The 16,647-nt window shown below is 48.0% G+C and carries 13 protein-coding genes; 1 reads left to right on the plus strand and 12 read right to left on the minus strand.

What is annotated here, in order from left to right:
- Positions 1 to 73 precede the first annotated feature (73 nt).
- The 6 genes from MKX40_RS22990 to MKX40_RS23015 all read right to left on the minus strand — a co-directional run bounded on the left by MKX40_RS22990 (position 74) and on the right by MKX40_RS23015 (position 4,712).
- Positions 74 to 1,057 carry a diaminopimelate dehydrogenase gene (locus MKX40_RS22990; RefSeq protein ID WP_339236573.1) on the minus strand — a complete coding sequence of 328 codons (984 nt, stop codon included), beginning with the start codon at positions 1,055 to 1,057 and terminating at the stop codon, positions 74 to 76.
- 204 nt (positions 1,058 to 1,261) lie between these two features.
- Positions 1,262 to 1,843, minus strand: coding sequence for a hypothetical protein (locus MKX40_RS22995; RefSeq protein WP_339236575.1), 582 nt, complete (start codon positions 1,841 to 1,843; stop codon positions 1,262 to 1,264).
- A gap of 33 nt (positions 1,844 to 1,876) precedes the next feature.
- Positions 1,877 to 2,023 carry a hypothetical protein gene (locus MKX40_RS23000; protein WP_339236578.1) on the minus strand — a complete coding sequence of 49 codons (147 nt, stop codon included), beginning with the start codon at positions 2,021 to 2,023 and terminating at the stop codon, positions 1,877 to 1,879.
- Between the two features lie 50 nt (positions 2,024 to 2,073).
- Positions 2,074 to 3,057, minus strand: coding sequence for an alpha/beta hydrolase (locus tag MKX40_RS23005; RefSeq protein ID WP_339236580.1), 984 nt, complete (start codon positions 3,055 to 3,057; stop codon positions 2,074 to 2,076).
- 233 nt (positions 3,058 to 3,290) lie between these two features.
- The gene (locus MKX40_RS23010) at positions 3,291 to 4,046 is read right to left on the minus strand and encodes an exodeoxyribonuclease III (RefSeq protein WP_339236583.1); all 756 of its coding nucleotides are present in this window, start codon (positions 4,044 to 4,046) and stop codon (positions 3,291 to 3,293) included.
- A gap of 108 nt (positions 4,047 to 4,154) precedes the next feature.
- A complete protein-coding gene (locus tag MKX40_RS23015; RefSeq protein WP_339236585.1) occupies positions 4,155 to 4,712 on the minus strand; it encodes a GNAT family protein in 558 nt (185 codons plus the stop codon).
- A gap of 132 nt (positions 4,713 to 4,844) precedes the next feature.
- Here MKX40_RS23015 and solA point away from each other — a divergent pair, with 132 nt between their 5' ends.
- The gene (solA, locus tag MKX40_RS23020) at positions 4,845 to 5,978 is read left to right on the plus strand and encodes an N-methyl-L-tryptophan oxidase (RefSeq protein WP_339243170.1); all 1,134 of its coding nucleotides are present in this window, start codon (positions 4,845 to 4,847) and stop codon (positions 5,976 to 5,978) included.
- 128 nt (positions 5,979 to 6,106) lie between these two features.
- Here the strand turns inward: solA and MKX40_RS23025 are convergent, their stop codons facing one another.
- The 6 genes from MKX40_RS23025 to MKX40_RS23050 form a co-directional block, all read right to left on the minus strand.
- Complete coding sequence (locus MKX40_RS23025; RefSeq protein ID WP_339236588.1) at positions 6,107 to 7,951, minus strand: RICIN domain-containing protein; 1,845 nt, start codon at positions 7,949 to 7,951, stop codon at positions 6,107 to 6,109.
- Positions 7,952 to 8,145: 194 nt separating this feature from the next.
- The gene (locus MKX40_RS23030; RefSeq protein ID WP_339236590.1) at positions 8,146 to 9,480 is read right to left on the minus strand and encodes a glycoside hydrolase family 43 protein; all 1,335 of its coding nucleotides are present in this window, start codon (positions 9,478 to 9,480) and stop codon (positions 8,146 to 8,148) included.
- A 445-nt stretch (positions 9,481 to 9,925) separates the two neighbouring features.
- Positions 9,926 to 12,964, minus strand: a complete 3,039-nt coding sequence (locus MKX40_RS23035; RefSeq protein ID WP_339236592.1) for a beta-galactosidase — start codon at positions 12,962 to 12,964, stop codon at positions 9,926 to 9,928.
- A gap of 367 nt (positions 12,965 to 13,331) precedes the next feature.
- Positions 13,332 to 14,828 (minus strand): glycoside hydrolase, encoded by a 1,497-nt coding sequence (locus MKX40_RS23040; RefSeq protein ID WP_339236594.1) that lies wholly within the window; start codon positions 14,826 to 14,828, stop codon positions 13,332 to 13,334.
- Positions 14,829 to 14,917: 89 nt separating this feature from the next.
- Positions 14,918 to 15,763, minus strand: coding sequence for a carbohydrate ABC transporter permease (locus MKX40_RS23045; RefSeq protein ID WP_036617294.1), 846 nt, complete (start codon positions 15,761 to 15,763; stop codon positions 14,918 to 14,920).
- A complete protein-coding gene (locus tag MKX40_RS23050) occupies positions 15,756 to 16,643 on the minus strand; it encodes a sugar ABC transporter permease (RefSeq protein ID WP_307542940.1) in 888 nt (295 codons plus the stop codon). The genes MKX40_RS23045 and MKX40_RS23050 overlap by 8 nt, the downstream gene beginning before the upstream one ends.
- Positions 16,644 to 16,647 lie beyond the last annotated feature (4 nt).

Below are 16,647 nucleotides of genomic sequence, written 5' to 3' on the forward strand. Positions count from 1 at the left end.
AAACAAAAAACAGCTCGTCCTATACATCCAAGGACGAGCTGTTTGTTATTGAAACTACAGAAATGAAGCAGAATTATAACAAGTCGCGGCGAAGATCTTCAGCCGATTTCGGGGACAGGTGACCGAGCGGAATATCAAATACCGTTTTCGCTCCCTTATGTCCTTCCACGCTCAAACGTTGTGCGGCTCTCGCATACGCTACAAGTACACTCGCTGTAAATTCAGGATTGCTGTCGAGTTTCAGACCGAATTCAATAATTTGCTTTTGACCGGCACCTGTAACACCACTGCGAATTACAAATCCACCATGCGGCATACCTTCATGCTCGGATTTTAATTCTTCTTCAGTAATGAACGTTACAGTAGTATCGTAATCCGCAAAGTAGTTAGGCATCGATACAATCGTCTCACGGATTTCATCCTGATTGGCGCCTTCTTCAGCTACCACATAACATTGACGCAGATGTTTCTCACGTGTAGACAACTCTGGTGTCTCTCCTGCACGAATACGGTTGATAACCTCTTCCACAGGTACAGTATACTGTACACCCGCCTTAACACCCGGAACACGACGAATAGCATCCGAGTGCCCTTGGCTAACACCTTTGCCCCAGAACGTATACTCTTTTCCTTCTGGCAAGATGGACTGTGCAAGCAGACGGTTCATGGAGAACAAGCCTGGGTCCCAACCTGTGGAAATGACGCTTACATGACCGCCTTGCTCTGCCGCAGCATTCACTTCCTTGTAGAATTCAGGAATCTTGGCATGTGTATCGAAGCTGTCTACTGTATTGAACAACTTGGCGATGGCTGGTGTTTGCTCCGGAAGGTCCGTTGCCGAGCCACCACAGAGGATCATAACATCGATCTTGCCTATGTATTGCTCCGCTGCAGAGATATGCTCAAAGCGAACTTCTGTGCTTTCAGCGACCATCTGCTCCGGATTACGACGTGTAAACACAGCAATCAGTTCAAGATCCTCATTCTGGGAAATGGCTTTCTCTACCCCTTTACCCAAGTTACCGTAACCAACAATACCCACTCTAATCATGTTCAATCCTCTCCTGTCTTCTTCTATAGTTGTCTATTAATCTATTATAATGATATAACATACCATGTAACCTGTCAGGTTTCCAGTTCGAAATAAAAATACCTTGCAGCGGTGCAGCAATAATGCGGCTCCGCATGCAAGGTATTTTAGCGTTGATTCGTTATTATAGGAGGAAAGAAAGCAGAAGAGGACAATAGTCTTATGTTCTCCCTATGATTCTGACCAGGTCAATGTCAGTTCAATGACGCCTTCCTGTGACGCTAATGCCCCTCCAATTAAGGACCAGGCATCCTGCGTTTCCGGGTCAGTTCCCTGAATAATAATATTTTTGTCATCAATCGTCTGACCCGCATCCGTCAACTTTTTGGCATCGAAGTAATCTTTGTACAGCTTGGATATGGTCTTCATATCTTGTTCCGTGGTGAAGATCACCATGGCCGATTGCTTGCCTTCATTCTCACCGGAATTGGCTAAACGAATGGTTGCATCTTCCGGCAGGGGAAAGTCACTTGGCAAATTCCCTGGCAACTCATTCGTTCCAGCAGTGACCTCCTCACCGCTATCTGAATCAGATTCGGCTGGCTCAGTTGTACCCTCCGTCTCTGTCACTCCACTTGTTGTTGCTTCGCTCACTTCTTCATTGGTCGCTTGTTCACCCGTTCCGGAGGAAACTTCGGTGTCCACCTTCTCTGCATCACCTGTCGGTTCTTCTGCTGCACTGCTGCAAGCACTCAAGGCCACCATCATCGCCAGTGCCGCACAGGCCAATATATACTTCCTTCTCTTCACCATCCCGATACCACTCCTTATTATTCGTTTTATGTGCTAATCCCGCTCAAACGACTCAATTACAGGTACCGCATGAACGTTATTCTTGACCCATATCACAGATACAGATAATACACTTAAAGACAACAGACAACTGGCTATGAGAATGGACAGGAATCGGGTGATCACTTTAAACTTTTTCATCCATCCCTCCTCCTCATCCTGTTCTTCATGTATTTGTGGAATCATGTTACTCATAGGTCACTCGACGTTGTTACTAAATTCATGATTTCGGCAGCGACAAGATCCGGCTGACTGTTATGAATATAATGCTCGGCGTCAGGAACAAGCCGCTGGTTTCCTTGTTTGGACCATGAAGCAAATTTTGCTTGATCTGCTTGCCATGCCCGGCTCCCCTTACTTGGTTGATCTGATCCGGCCGTCAGGATTGTCAGTGGAAAAGAAAATTGCTTTTTGTTCTCCAGCACACGTGATGCATTGATCTTGGCGTGACGCATCTCATCCATGACGTTATCATTGTAAGCATGCTTCAGTGTAGAAATGGTGGCGGCTTTTTTCATTGGGGTAGAAACCAACTTCGGGTCAATGACCAGCGTTGCCATCATCCGATCCGAATGAAGCAGTGTACGCGCTACGCCTGTTTTCACCAGGAATCGAGCTGAAGCAAAATACCATTCGGGCGTATCCATCTCCACCGTACTGTAATATTCAGGACTGCCTCCATCGATCATGACCATGCCAGCCACCTCATCAGGGTATCTTTGCGCAAACCGGAGTGTCTCCAAGGAACCCAGAGAGTGACCTACCATGATGTAAGGTGGACGTTGTCCGGATGTTCGCAGCAATTGGTGGATCTCTTCCGAGATGGTATCGACATCACGAGGTTCATTCGTATAGTCGCTGTACCCGTACCCAAACCGATCGTATACCGCAATTTTCACCTTGGATTTCAACTTGTCATACAACGGACTGAAATCCACGTACGGATTGGGTGTACCCCAGCCTGAGGCAAAAACCACCGTAACTTCTCCTCTGCCAGCGGTGTAGAGATGCATGTTGCGACCACTCACTTCATAATACTTGCCTGGCGGGGGATAAGACTTCATATCCTGCGTGGATTGATACGCTTCATACGCTGTACCTGCCAGCAGTATAAGTCCTGTGGCAAGCATCATGCCTCCCAGCACCTTTAACCCTCTCCGTAACCCCTTCTTCATCTTCTCTACCCCTTATCCCAAAGGTTCATCTATATATGTATGCTTCAATCGTACCCAAGAAATAGCAGGATTGAAACAATCCAGAGTCCAGTCCTTTCCCCAACCAAAGTCCAGTTTCAATCCCCTACCCGTAACGCCAAAAAAACTGCAAATCTCCCATCTAGGAAACTTGCAGTTCATCTACACTTGTATTCTAAGTTTCTTAGCTCAATCCATCTCACGCCGATCCTTACCTATAGTTGCAATGTAAGACCCACCGGGCAATGATCACTGCCCATCACATGGCAGTCGATATGTGCATCCGCCACCTTGGGTGCCAATTGATTGGATACGAGAAAATAATCAATGCGCCAGCCCACGTTCCGTTCTCTGACTTTCGGCATATAAGACCACCAACTGTACACATCCGTACGATCCGGATACAGATGCCGGAAGCTGTCCACATACCCGGAAGCAAGCAAATCGGTCATCTTGCCACGCTCTTCAAGGGTAAAGCCGGAATTGCCCAGATTGGGCTTCGGATTCTTCAGATCGATCTCCTGATGAGCCACATTCAGGTCACCGCAGACGATAACCGGTTTGATCTGCTCCAGTTGCAGAATATACCCCCGGAATCGGTCCTCCCATTCCAGACGATAGGGCAGCCGGGTGAGATCCCGCTTGGCATTTGGTGTATACACGTTCACCAGATAAAACTCATCATACTCCAGCGTAATCATCCGGCCTTCTGGCTCGCTGTCCTCCTCCATCCCGTAACGAACGGATATCGGCTTGATTCGGCTAAATACAGCCGTACCCGAATAACCTTTTTTGATCGCATAATTCCAATATTGATAAACGTCTTCCCCCAGGTCCATCTCAATCTGTCCGGCTTGTAATTTGGTCTCCTGAAGGCAGAAAATATCCGCCTGACTCTCCTGATAATAATCCATAAATCCTTTGGTCACACATGCCCTTAAACCATTCACATTCCAGGACACCAGCTTCATATCCTCATCTCCTCACATCTCTCCAATATAGCACGGGCTCATTCAGAGGGACAAGCTTTCGGCTCTGGAATGAGATGGTGTCATTGGAATCATTGTGGGCTATCTTGCCTATATTTCGCTTCGTAACTTGGAGAACACCGCAAGGTCAATATATCTGCCTTTCTCGAACTCATGCTGCCGAAGCAAACCTTCCTTCTGAAAACCAAGCTTGTGTAGTAGGCGAATTGAGGCCTCGTTCTCCGGTTCAACCTTAGCTTCGATCTTATTGAGTTGCATATGCGTGAATCCACAATGTAACACGGCATGGGCCACTTCCGTCATGACTCCGCGACCCCAGAAAGAGGAGCACAAGTCGTATCCGATCTCAGCACGGTTATGTACATCTTCATAGTTCAGGAACCCACAGGTTCCGATCACTTTACGAGTTTCACGGTCTTCAATCATCCAACGTAAGCCCGTGTGTTCCTTAAAAATCTTCTTATACCATTTCATCTCACCCTGTGCATCCTCCAAGGATTCAAAAGGAGTAAATGGCATATATTGAACCACAGCTTCATCCGAATATAACGCGAGCAGATCATGGTTGTCCCTGGCCTCTGCCGACCGGAGGATGAATCGTTCTGTCTGAATTAATGGAAATAGATCAAAACTGAATTGCTCACTCATACTTGGTCTCCTTTGCAACATCCATTGTAGAAGTCCATTTTACTACACTTGCCACCATCTAGCTTTTACGATTAATATATTCTATTAAGGCATTACTGTAGAAAAGGATACATACGGAGAGGACGTGCCATCATCACATCATCATATGACGTTATTATCGTTGGAGCCGGTTCCATGGGCATGAGTGCAGGATACTATCTATCGCGCAGTGGATGCAAAACCCTATTAATAGATGCCTTTGATCCTCCGCATACGGAAGGAAGTCATCACGGAGATACAAGACTGATGCGCCATGTGTATAGTGGTGGGCCTGACTATATCGCTATGGCATTGCTTGCGCAGAAGTTATGGCATGAGCTGGAGGAAACGACTGGCGATCCACTGTTTGTTCCATCTGGTGTACTGAATATGGTTGATCCGGAGATTCATTCCTTCCACAACCGGTTGAGCCATGCAGATGATGCAGGCATTCATTATGAAATATTGCATGCAGCCGAGGTGATGAAACGCTGGCCAGGGATTACCGTACCTGAACATTACGAGGGCATGTATGAGCCTGATGCAGGTTATTTATATAGTGAACCCTGTATTCGTGCCTTTCGCAAGGCAGCCGAGTCTCATGGTGCAACCTTGTTAACGCATACTCGCGTAGAACATATTGAATACGGACCACATTCCGTTGCAGTTCAAACTTCGAGTGGTGAGACATACCATGCAAATCACATCATCCTAAGCGCTGGTGCCTGGTTCCAGACGTTGAAGCCCTTCGTGGATCTCCCGATTCAGGCTGTACGTAAAACGGTTGGATGGTTTGATGCACCTGAAGCCTTGTATGGCGAAGCACACTTCCCCGGTTTTACACTGGCAGGAAAAGAAGGTATATATTATGGATTCCCAAGCATTGGCGGATCAGGACTGAAGATGGGGCGTCATGATACGGGTCAGGTGTGGACACCTGGAAGTACAATGGCACCTTTTGGTACGGAAGAGTCGGATGAGGGTGATCTTCGAAGATTGCTTGAGCTTCATATGCCGCAAGCAGCTGGGGAGTTGAAGCGCGGCAGTGTATGCAAGTATGAATTCACTTCGGATGAAGATTTTATAATCGACCGACACCCTGCCCATGAACATGTGTGGCTGGCCGGCGGTTTCTCCGGTCATGGCTTCAAGTTCGCAAGTGCCATTGGGCAAATATTATCCGATTTGGTGCAAACGGGGCACACGGATCAGGATATCAGCAGGTTCGCCCTATCCCGCTTTCGTTAAATACAAGTCAGGTGAATGAACATATATATGTATAAACTAGCTACTTTCCTGGAGGATACAGTGTTACTTAGGACACTGCACCTCCAAGAAAGAAGGATACATAAGAACGTTATTTCATGACCACAAGTCTAATTCACTTTGACGAGTCTCCATTGCTGATTGGCTCCGCCATTGTCGGCCCACTGAATGGTAGAGGCACCTGCGGTCAGAGACCCTTGATTGATATCCACCGTCAGGCCGCTGTTACGATTCGCAAGCACCACATATCCTCCCACATCAATGGGCAGCCATTGCTGATTGTCGCCCCCGTTATCCTGCCACTGAATCAGAGCGGCTCCACCTTGTGTGGAACTCGAATTCACGTCTAACAAGAGCCCGCTGCCTACATTACGGATGTTGTAATATCCATTACCAGCTGACTCCAGCTTCCATTGTTGGTTGGCTGCTCCGTTATCATTCCACTGAATGATCGTTGCCCCACCCGTAGTAGAAGCACCGTTTACATCAAGTGCAAGTCCGCTGTTGCGGTTGATTAATTTGTAGATGGCGCCGGCTTCATATCCTGTACCCCCATTATAAGATGCACCGGAAATGACGTAAGTTGTGACCGAGTTAGCCTTGGCCGTAGCCGTAAAGGTTTTGTTTTGCACCGAAATATTGGTCAGTTGCTGCAACTTCTCAGTCGAAGAGGTCCGATATACCTGAGCAGACGCGCCTGTGTTCGTAAAACGACTGAGATCATAGGTTACCGTTGTATCCGTCGATTCCGAATTGGTCGTGACCAACACGACTTTGCCGGAAGCTGCATCATAAGCCGCAAGGGTGTTGGCATCACTCATGCCGATAATCTTGTATCCGGGACGAATAAATTTGCTGTAGTTGCCCATGACATAATATTTTTGGTTCACGGTGTAGCTGGTCGTTTGCGTATTGTTCAACACGTTCTTGAAGAATCCCCATCCGTCAGCACTATCCACGGCTTGCCAATATACCCATCCACTTGCGCCCATATTGCGAATATCCTTGAGGATGGTACGTGACATCGTAAGTCCACTTGCATCCCCATCGCCATATTCCGAGGTCCACAGATGTTTGCCCGCAGAAGTCGCTGTGTTGCGCAAAGCCGTACGATTGCTTCCACCATACGTATGGGTATTGATTTGAGTAATCGCTGATTTAACCGCATTGCTGTAGCTGTTGAACGACACATTGGTATCATCGATACTGTATTCTTCCGGTGCGCTCAGCTTCGTGGACAGGCCCTTCGCATTCAAAGAAGCTTGTAGCTGACTCAGAATGGTGTTCTGATCCGCCCGGTCAAAGTGCATGCCCTCCTGGTCGTTGCCCTGCTTCCACCACGTTGAGATCGGTTCATTCAGTGGAGTTACACTATCAAATGTGATTCCCCAGTTATCCCGAAAATGCTTCACAACCTCGGTTAAGTAATCGGCAAAATCATCATAGTAATCGGGCTTGAGGTTGTTTCCACCACTCGCCGAACCGGATACATTGCCACTGATCGTCATCCAGTAAGGTGCGGAATTGGCAAAAGCTTCGATGATATTTACGCCTTGCGCTTTGGCAGCTTGCAGCATATATCGTTGGTTTGCATCTGCATTCCAGTCATACACGCCGGGAGAAGGCTGATAACCAGGAACGGCTTTGCGATATTCAAGGATATTGGAAGATGGATTATCCCCGCCTCCAATGTTATACCGCAGGATGTTCAGCCCCAGTCCGGTATTCGCGTTGAACATTTTCTCTACATACTCATCCCGATTGGAATATTCTCCAATCACTTTGCCCCACCACGCGAGGGATGTTCCCCATCCTTCCATCGTCTGATATTGCTTCGATGGATCGGCAACAGCCGTGTATGCTCCAGCAGCAGACACTTCTGAACCTAGTCCCAGACTACTTGTTAGCAGACTTCCTGCCAGCAGCAGCGAGCTCATTCGTTTTAACCACTTCATCCACTTCACTCCTTGTGATTTACACTTGCACTCCGATGTCAGAACAACTTTCCGATCGCTGTTATCCCCAGATTTTTAATTATTCTTTAAAGGGAAAATCCGGGGATAAACGCGCACGCTTCGCTTCTTCAAGTTATTTCTGACCTCTCCGTTATCGTGTAAATGTATAGTTTAACTTAGAAAACGACGACCTATTATTGTGCGACCTCTCGGAAGGTCGCGTCTGACTTATCGAGGGCAGTAACGACAGCTTCTAATTTCAGCACATTGTTGTAATGTCTCAGATACAGGTTCGGGTCACTAAACGAGGCATACGATGTCCAACTGGTGTTAGCAAGTCCATTGACACGTTTGAACGTGGCGTCATTTCGGAAGGTAGCGCTGCCGTCATTTTTCACGAGTGTAATGTTGCCATTAGTATTGCGCAGGAAATAACCCGGATAATTCATGGACTCAAACGAAATGCCTGTTGCATTCGCCAGCCCGGGAACAATACGGAATTGTGCATCTTCCGCCGGACTCACATTGGCGTCGATCCGTGCCTGATAGTTGTAATGACGAATGAAGCTTCCCGGTACATTGAATGACTCCAACTTGCGGATATCACCCGGCTGTCCGGACTCTTTCAATACGGTCATATGCCGGACCAGTCCGGTAAGACCCGCAATCTCTTGCTTGGTACTCCAAGTCTGGAAATTGTCAGCAGAGTCGCTGTAGTAATATTTTTGTGTCGCATAGCCGTCAAAGTAGATTCGCCAGGAGCCATTATCCAGCTGAACAAGCGCGGGGCCTTCAACCCAAGATCCCCAACCTGCCCAATCTCCTGTACCTTTGAAAGTATAAGGACCCTTTAGCGAAGTGGAAGTCGCATATTCGATGTATTTAGTGGTCTCATTTTTGGTAAAAGCATGATAGGTAGAACCTGTCTTCACAATAAAAGTGTCGATATAATTAGGAGCAATGCCTGCCAGTTCAGTAGGTGCAGACCATGAGGTAGATGCTAAATTGCTGCCTGAAGCGGTAATGACATAAGGTTTGAAATTCTCATAGTTGCCTGGTGAGAGGGACACGATAACGTTCAGACTGCCGTTGCTGTCTTTGAACCATTCCGGTGCCCAGGTGTGTGCGATTGTGGCAGGTGTGGATAAAGTAATGTTACGAACAAATGTCCAGTTCACTTTGTCGGGGCTGAAAGCGATGCCTATGGTGTTACCCGACCAATTCGTGGTGTAGACGACGTAATACAGACCATCGGTGTGTTTCATGATGCTGGGATCGCGAATCAGATTGGCCGGAGGTGTATAGGCTGGCCCTTTTAGCAAACCATAATGTGTTGCATTATAGGATTCGTAGATATACATATTGGACTCACTTGTGTTCGTGAAGGCGGATATCGTATAGACACTTGTCGCCGCTCTCGCTGTATTGGGGAATAACATCGTTAATAGAAGTAATGTTCCAAGCAGAAGGATCATTCCAGCCTTGAAAACGCTAGGTCCTCTTGCTCTGTCTTTCCTCTTCGTTAACATCAGGTCATCTCCTTATCCATGATCGAATGAAATAATGAATTAGACTTAACAATCTTACGGACTACTGTTCAAATTCCAATTACATGAAGCATCACTCCCTTCACAGATCATGGATGAACAATCATTTTTTATGTAAACGGTTACAAAATTAAAGTTGCAATGTTTATCTCGCTTATTGTAAAAATCTGATAACCATAGTTCCCCAATTCCCTTAGCCTAATTCACTCAGAGGACTGAATCAGATGACTCACAAACTCAGGTAAATTGGGCTAAGAAAATGAGGTGGTATGGTTGCGATAAAAAGGTAAACTTATGCGGTATGTGATGCTGCTTTCCGACCTAATTTACTTCTCTAAAAAATGCTCCAACTTGAACTCTTCCGGTTCAATTATCGTTCCCCGCCATAGTTCGATATGGGTAAGACAACTACCGACTAATACATGAACTACTCCACCATAACCCACGGATAACGGGATAATGCATCCAGCAGGAAACGTACATGTGTTGGTGTTCTGCCTTCTTCATCGAACACAAGCAATTCATTCTCTTCCTGTAACCAAGCTACCGGGATCTTGTAATCCTCTTGTGGACCAATCTGCCAGTAACGGCCCAGATGATGGCCATTCAGGTGAATGGTTCCTTTGCTCATTCCGGTCAGACGAAGCATCAAGTTCACCTTATGATGCTCGGATACTACAGGCTTGGTGAAGTGCCAACGGTACCAGACAGGCTGACCATGCAAGCCTTGTGCTTGAGGAGCATTAGATGTGGGCTGAGCTTTCTCGCTCACCGCAGCACTTGAGCCTCCACCGTCTGAGGTATAGGTCACCGGGTTGGCATTCCCATTGCCACTTTTGGCGACACCAGACTGTGCCGTACGCAGGATGGACCCCTGTACGCTAAGTTGAGCCAGTTCTTGCCCTGTTTCAGTGCTCTCCCATTGTTCCGGAAGTAAGGCATCCGTTCCTGCCATACGCCAATCCTTCAGTTCTCCCTGACTTGGATACGTGATCAGTTCCAGTCGGTTCAGTGAGGAACGGCTATACGGCATTTCCAGTGTATTCGTCTCTCCGGGCTTGATATACAAGGAAATGTCTAGTGTCTGGAAGGCAAACCAATCCTGATATCCCTCCATCGAAACTTCGATGCCATTGATACGAAGACCTTTGCTCAAGGCACCCACCAGTATCGCCCGATCCATGCCATCCAGCTTAAAGCTTCTGCTCAGAAGTGGCGCCCCATGTATAGCGTTCACCTCATCGAGATGCACAAGTCCACTCTCCATATGCCAATCGCGACGAATATCCTGAACCTGGCCACCCAGATACACCGCACCAGCCAGACCTTTGCTCTCACCCAAATACGGAGAGAAGTTCAATCTGCCCATATGCTGCACCAGAATCTGAAGTGTGTTCTTCCCTTGGACTACTTGCAACTGAACTCCTGCGGCACCTACCTGACGAACTAGTACCTGTTGTACTCCATTGACAATAATCCTGGCGGTATCCTGAATATCTGGCAAAATGAGACTGGTCATCCCTTCGGTTGCACTCTCGAAATCGCATTCGTACAATAGATAACCAAAATCTTGTCCATACCGGGAAAAGTCTTCCGGTTGTCCACTCGCCGAGCGTTGCATCGCCGTTAACGTAATACGAGACAGCTCAGGCGAAGCAGATAACGTCGGCGCACTCGGTGATCTCCACGCAAGCTGCTGCTGTATATCTGCAATAGACTCCTCGCTGGCAAAGAATTCGTGACCTGTTAATGTCCGTTCTCCATCTGTCCAGTCACCAAGCAGCGTAATCGTGCGATCCGGATCCGTGATCATGCCCTTCACCTGACCCGATGGTAACACGTCCACGTCATCGAACCCGATTGCATAACGTAGTCCCTTCTGATTGGTTGCTTCCAATCGCCATGTTCGATTCATCATCTCTTGATCCAGAATGACGAAACGGATCGGTGTGCCGTTTGCTTCCAGTTGGATCATTCCAGGCTCCTGGAAATGGAACAGGTCGAAGCGGTGTACGTTCCTTGCTGAATCATGCTCGACCAGCACTTGCACCGAACTGTCCATGACGTTCAAGTCCACGGCTTCCAATTCAACTATGGAACGCTGGCCTGCTGGGGCCACGATGAACAGGTTCAATTCTCCGTTGATCATTTCATTGCCTGTAATCATCGTGCCCGCAGTCAGGTATACCTGATCCGCAATCTGTACTCGATCCAGCAATGGAACAATCTGTCCCGGATTCAGCGATACGGGAAGAGTACGCCCTTCTTCAAGCGTAATGTGCATCGTCTCGCGTTCATCCTTGTGACTCTCCAAGAACCAAATCTTCTGGTTGTCCGCCTGTCTGCCTCGTACAGATAAGCCTTCAGGATGACGTACAACGATCTGTTCTTCTGGAATTTCCTCTGTTTCCATCAGAAAGGCCCCGAAAGCATGGACGAAGTAAGACAGATTTTTGGTTACCGCATATTTCGGTGTCACCCGACCATATTCGTTTAGCGGTGCATCATAGTCATAAGACGTAATCATGAAAATGTCACTGCTACCCATCGTTCTTCCGCCATATCCACCAAAGTTCGTGCCGCCGTAGAACATGTAATAGCTGATTCCGGTATACCCGGCACGCAGAATCTCCATGATGCGTCGTTCCAGCAAAGGCGCCGTCTTCTGAATAGCCGAAGGCCCTCCCCAATTCTCGAACCATCCGGTCCAGAATTCCGTGACCATCTTCGGGGTGTCCGGCTGTTTGGCTCGAAGTTTCTCATAATGCCCGTCAGCACCCGACCAGAAATTAGCCCCTTCAATCGTGCCTTCCGCCCCGCCAACGCATGTAATCAGCGTAGCGTCAATGCCACGTTGCAACAATCCATCCCTCAGCGTAATCATATGTTCACTTGCGGCGGCGTCATCCATCAGGTACTCATACTCATTCTCCACTTGGACGAGAATGACCGTGCCCCCGGCAGATAACTGGCGCTCCCGAATGATCGGCACAATCCGGTCAAAATACAAACTCACATAGTGCAGATACGTCTTATTATTCTCCCGGAACTTCACACCGTCCTTCGTACCAAGCCAGTATGGAAAACCGCCAAAATCCCATTCCGCACAGATAAACGGACCCGGACGCGCGATGACCCACATGCCCAGTTCTGCGCACAGATCCAGAAAAGCCCCACAATCGTTGTCCCCTTCAAAGGACCACTGTCCTTCTTCCGGTTCATGCACGTTCCACGCAAAGTAGGTGTCGATACAGTTCATACCTGCCAGCTTCGCCTTCAGCAGAACCTCACGCCATTCCTCCTTCGGCATGCGGAAATAATGGATCGTGGCACTGTTCAGAAATACTCGCTCTCCGTTCAGGAAAAAACTGCGTGCATCATATGTTAATTCGGATTGAACACCATTCTCAGCCCTGGCGATGTTCTTCTCCTGTTCCTCAAGCAAAAGGGATGTGTTCTCTGTCAAAAATATCCCCTCCTTCTCTGTATTTATATAAATTGAACTAAAGCTTATTTACACTGCGCACTTCGATGACAGAATAACCTTCCGATCGCTGTTATCCCCAGATTTTTTGATTTTCTTTTCTCAAAGGGGAAAATCAGGGGAAAGCGTATGCTTCCGATGTAGCTTTCTTGCAGAAAGCTTCTAGGCGAGCGCTTCGCTTCTTCAGGTTTTTTCTGTCCTCTCCGTTTGGTGTAAATGTTTAATTCAATTTATATAGTTTCATATGTCCCATGACTTTTTTAAAAATATAAGGCAAAACAAATCCGTTGAACTAAATGACCATTTACACTGGGGCTACGATGACAGAATAACCTTCTGATCGCTGTTATTACTTCGCCTGCAACGTTACGCCTTCCAGTACTACGGTTGTAATGGAATTGTCTGCCGTAGGCACTTCAAGTCCGTTGGCATACACCGGAATGTCTTCAAGCTGTTCCATGTTCCGATCCGGTGAAGTCTGATACACCTGCGCGGTGGATGATTTTCCATACGCATACCCTTCCAGTTCAAACGCCGTTGTTCCAGCCGACAATTCGTTACGAATCACCAGCACCAGTCGTTGACGTTCTGCGTCAAAGGCAGCCAGCGTACGCCCACCATCCGTTGGAATAATCGTCGTGCCAGGACGAATGAACTTCGTAAACTGGGCCATGCCATAGTACTGTTTGGTCATCTCATACTGCTCTTCTCCGTTAAAATTGGCGTGAATGAAGCCCCAGTTATTATTGGCGCCTTCATCTTCAACGGCCTGCCAGTATACCCAGGCGGATGGCTGCATGATTTTCAGATCGAACATGATGCGCTCTGCGAGTTCCTGCACTGAGGTCATGTCCTCATGACTGTGCGGCTCGCTGCCGCCTGTTCCGTACTCGGACATCCACAGCTTCTTGCCATGGCCTTCTGCCAGCGTGCGCAGCTCTTCCATTTTGCTACCATTATAGGAATGGGTATTGATCTGCTGGATTACGTCCAGTGTGTCCTGGTCATAGAGATTGAAATTGAACACCGTCTCATCAATGCTGTTATCGTCTGCGGCACTAATGACGGTTCCATCCAGCCCTTTGCTCTTCAGCGATGCAGCGACTTTTTTGATAATCTCGGCCTGCTTCTCATTGGTAAAATGACTGCCTTCCTGCATATTGCCTTTCTTCCACCAGTCGGAGGAAGGTTCATTGAGCGGATTCAGGGTGCGGAAAGTAATCCCCCACTCATCCCGATAATGCTTCACAACTTCCGTCAGATAATCGGCAAACGCATCATACTGGTCGTCACGCAGGTTATTGCCGCCATCCACGGCTCCAGTGACCGATCCACTAATAGTCATCCAGTAGGGTGGTGAATTGGAGAAGGCTTCCGCAATATTCACCCCGCGCTCCATCGATCCCTGTAATACAGCACGCTGGCCTGCATCGGCCTCCCAGTCCCACTCTCCAGGTTCAGGCTGGAAGCCGGGTACGTCCCCACCGGGACGAAGGGCTTTCATCTCCGGATTTTCCTCACCGCCGATATTGTACCGAACGATGTTCAGACCTAAGCCTTTCTCCGGATCAAAGACCAGATCCATCACTTCACTCACTTTCGCCTGATCCTTCCATCCCCCAAGATCGTTGGCCCACCAAGCAAGTGATGTGCCCCAACCTTCAAAATGATCGTAGGACTGATCCAACTTCAGACGTACAGGTTCCTCTTGGAATACAAGTGTTTTGGATGATTCATTGGCAAAATGATTGATAACAATTCCTCCTCCTGCCAGCAGGGCAACCAGGGCTACACCCATGAGGATATAACTCCGTTTGCTCCTGCTGCGTTGTTCTTTATGCGCCATGGGCTAAACAATCCTTTCTCCATGTACGTTAATGACTTCATTCACCTTGAACAACAGGTTCAATGCATACACACACTGCACATCTCCTGTTACTTGATCCCGCTGCTTCCGCCGCTAATGTTCGCTTCATAGACATAACGTTGTCCGAACAGATATACCAGTACCATCGGAATGGTGAGGAACAGGGAGGCAATCATCACGAGGTTCCATGGCGGCATCTGTCCGCCACCTACTGTAGTCAACAGCTGCACACCGAGTGCAAGCGGCATTTTCTCCGGGTCATTGATATAGATGAGCGGCCCCATGAAGTTCCCCCAGTTATAGGAGAATGAGAAGATCGCAATAGCCGCCAGAATCGGATAAGTTAGTGGCATAATAATCTTCCAATAGATCCCCGGATGTCCCATGCCGTCAATCATGGCGGCTTCATCCAGTGATTTGGGGATACTCATGACAAACTGCCGAATCAGGAATACGTTGAACGCTCCGGCGAAGAAGCTCGGTACGATCAGCGGGTAGAATGTATTAATCCAGTCCAGATGACGGAAGATGATGAACTGCGGTACCATCGTCACCTCACCCGGAATCATCATCGTACTGAGCAACACGATAAACAGGAAACGGCTGCCTTTCGCTTTGATTCGGGCAAAGCCGTAAGACACGATGGAAGCTGACAATACCGATCCAACAATCGTAAAGATGGTAATAATGACTGAGTTTTTGAGATACGTTCCGAGATTGTTATTCGTGAAAATCGTATAAAAGTTCGACCACTGGAACTCCATTGGAACGAAGGTAAAAGCTGATTTGACGGTTGTTGCGTCACTTGCCAGTGCAATGGAGATCATGTACAGGAAAGGTGAAGCAAGCAGCACCCCGACCAGAATCAGAAAAATATAGGATATCGTCTTCTCCACAGTCGATGGATTACTCATTGGCTTTTCCCTCCTCGTAGTGCACCCATAGCGCCGATGAACGGAATACAACCAGTGTCAACGCCATGATGATGATGAATAGTACCCAGGCAATCGCCGATGCATATCCCATTTTGTAGAACTGGAATGCATTCTGGAACAGGTAAGGAACGACCATCTGACTTGAATTATCAGGTCCTCCGGCAGTGACGATGAAGACCTGCGCGAAGGTCTGGAGCGCCCCGATCATGCCGGTCACGAGATTGAAGAAAATAACGGGAGTCAGCATCGGGAATGTAATATGGAAGAACGATTGTGTGCTTTTCGCACCATCGATGGCTGCGGCCTCGTACAGTTCCTGCGGAATGCCTTTCATCCCTGCAAGCAGCAATACCACGCCGCCTCCTACACCCCATAAGGACATGAGAATCAATGCAGGCTTAACCCAGTTGGGATCAAGAAGCCAGGCAGGACCCTCAATACCAAAGATCGCGAGTGCCTGGTTGATCAATCCTTCCGTCGGTGCAAGCAAGTGAATGAAGAGTAATGAACTTGCAACCACCGGAACGACGGAAGGCAGGTAGAATAGAATCCGGAAGAAAGTAATCCCTTTGATCTTCTTGTTCAGGTAATATGCAATCCAGAGCGAGATCGACATGCCCAGTGGAATGGATATCAGCGCATAGAAGAATGTATTGCCGACGGATTTCCAGAAGATCGGATCATCGGTCAGCAACGTTTTGTAATTGTCGATACCGATGAATTCAGGGGACTGGAACAGATCCCAATTTGTGAAGCTCATATAGATGGAAAACAGGATCGGACCCAGGGTCAGCCCCAGGAACCCGATCAGCCAAGGCGAGATGAAGATGTAGAACCATTTCCCGTCCTTTTTTCTCACGTTA

The sequence above is a fragment of the Paenibacillus sp. FSL R5-0517 genome (genome assembly GCF_037974355.1).
Taxonomy (GTDB): Bacteria; Bacillota; Bacilli; order Paenibacillales; family Paenibacillaceae; genus Paenibacillus.

Coding starts and splice junctions, on each gene's coding strand:
- MKX40_RS22995 (WP_339236575.1), bottom strand. CDS start 1,843: ATGGTGAAGAGAAGGAAGTATATATTGGCCTGTGCGGCACTGGCGATG.
- MKX40_RS23000 (WP_339236578.1), bottom strand. CDS start 2,023: ATGAAAAAGTTTAAAGTGATCACCCGATTCCTGTCCATTCTCATAGCC.
- MKX40_RS23005 (WP_339236580.1), bottom strand. CDS start 3,057: ATGAAGAAGGGGTTACGGAGAGGGTTAAAGGTGCTGGGAGGCATGATG.
- MKX40_RS23010 (WP_339236583.1), bottom strand. CDS start 4,046: ATGAAGCTGGTGTCCTGGAATGTGAATGGTTTAAGGGCATGTGTGACC.
- MKX40_RS23015 (WP_339236585.1), bottom strand. CDS start 4,712: ATGAGTGAGCAATTCAGTTTTGATCTATTTCCATTAATTCAGACAGAA.
- MKX40_RS23025 (WP_339236588.1), bottom strand. CDS start 7,951: ATGAAGTGGTTAAAACGAATGAGCTCGCTGCTGCTGGCAGGAAGTCTG.
- MKX40_RS23030 (WP_339236590.1), bottom strand. CDS start 9,480: ATGTTAACGAAGAGGAAAGACAGAGCAAGAGGACCTAGCGTTTTCAAG.
- MKX40_RS23040 (WP_339236594.1), bottom strand. CDS start 14,828: ATGGCGCATAAAGAACAACGCAGCAGGAGCAAACGGAGTTATATCCTC.
- MKX40_RS23045 (WP_036617294.1), bottom strand. CDS start 15,763: ATGAGTAATCCATCGACTGTGGAGAAGACGATATCCTATATTTTTCTG.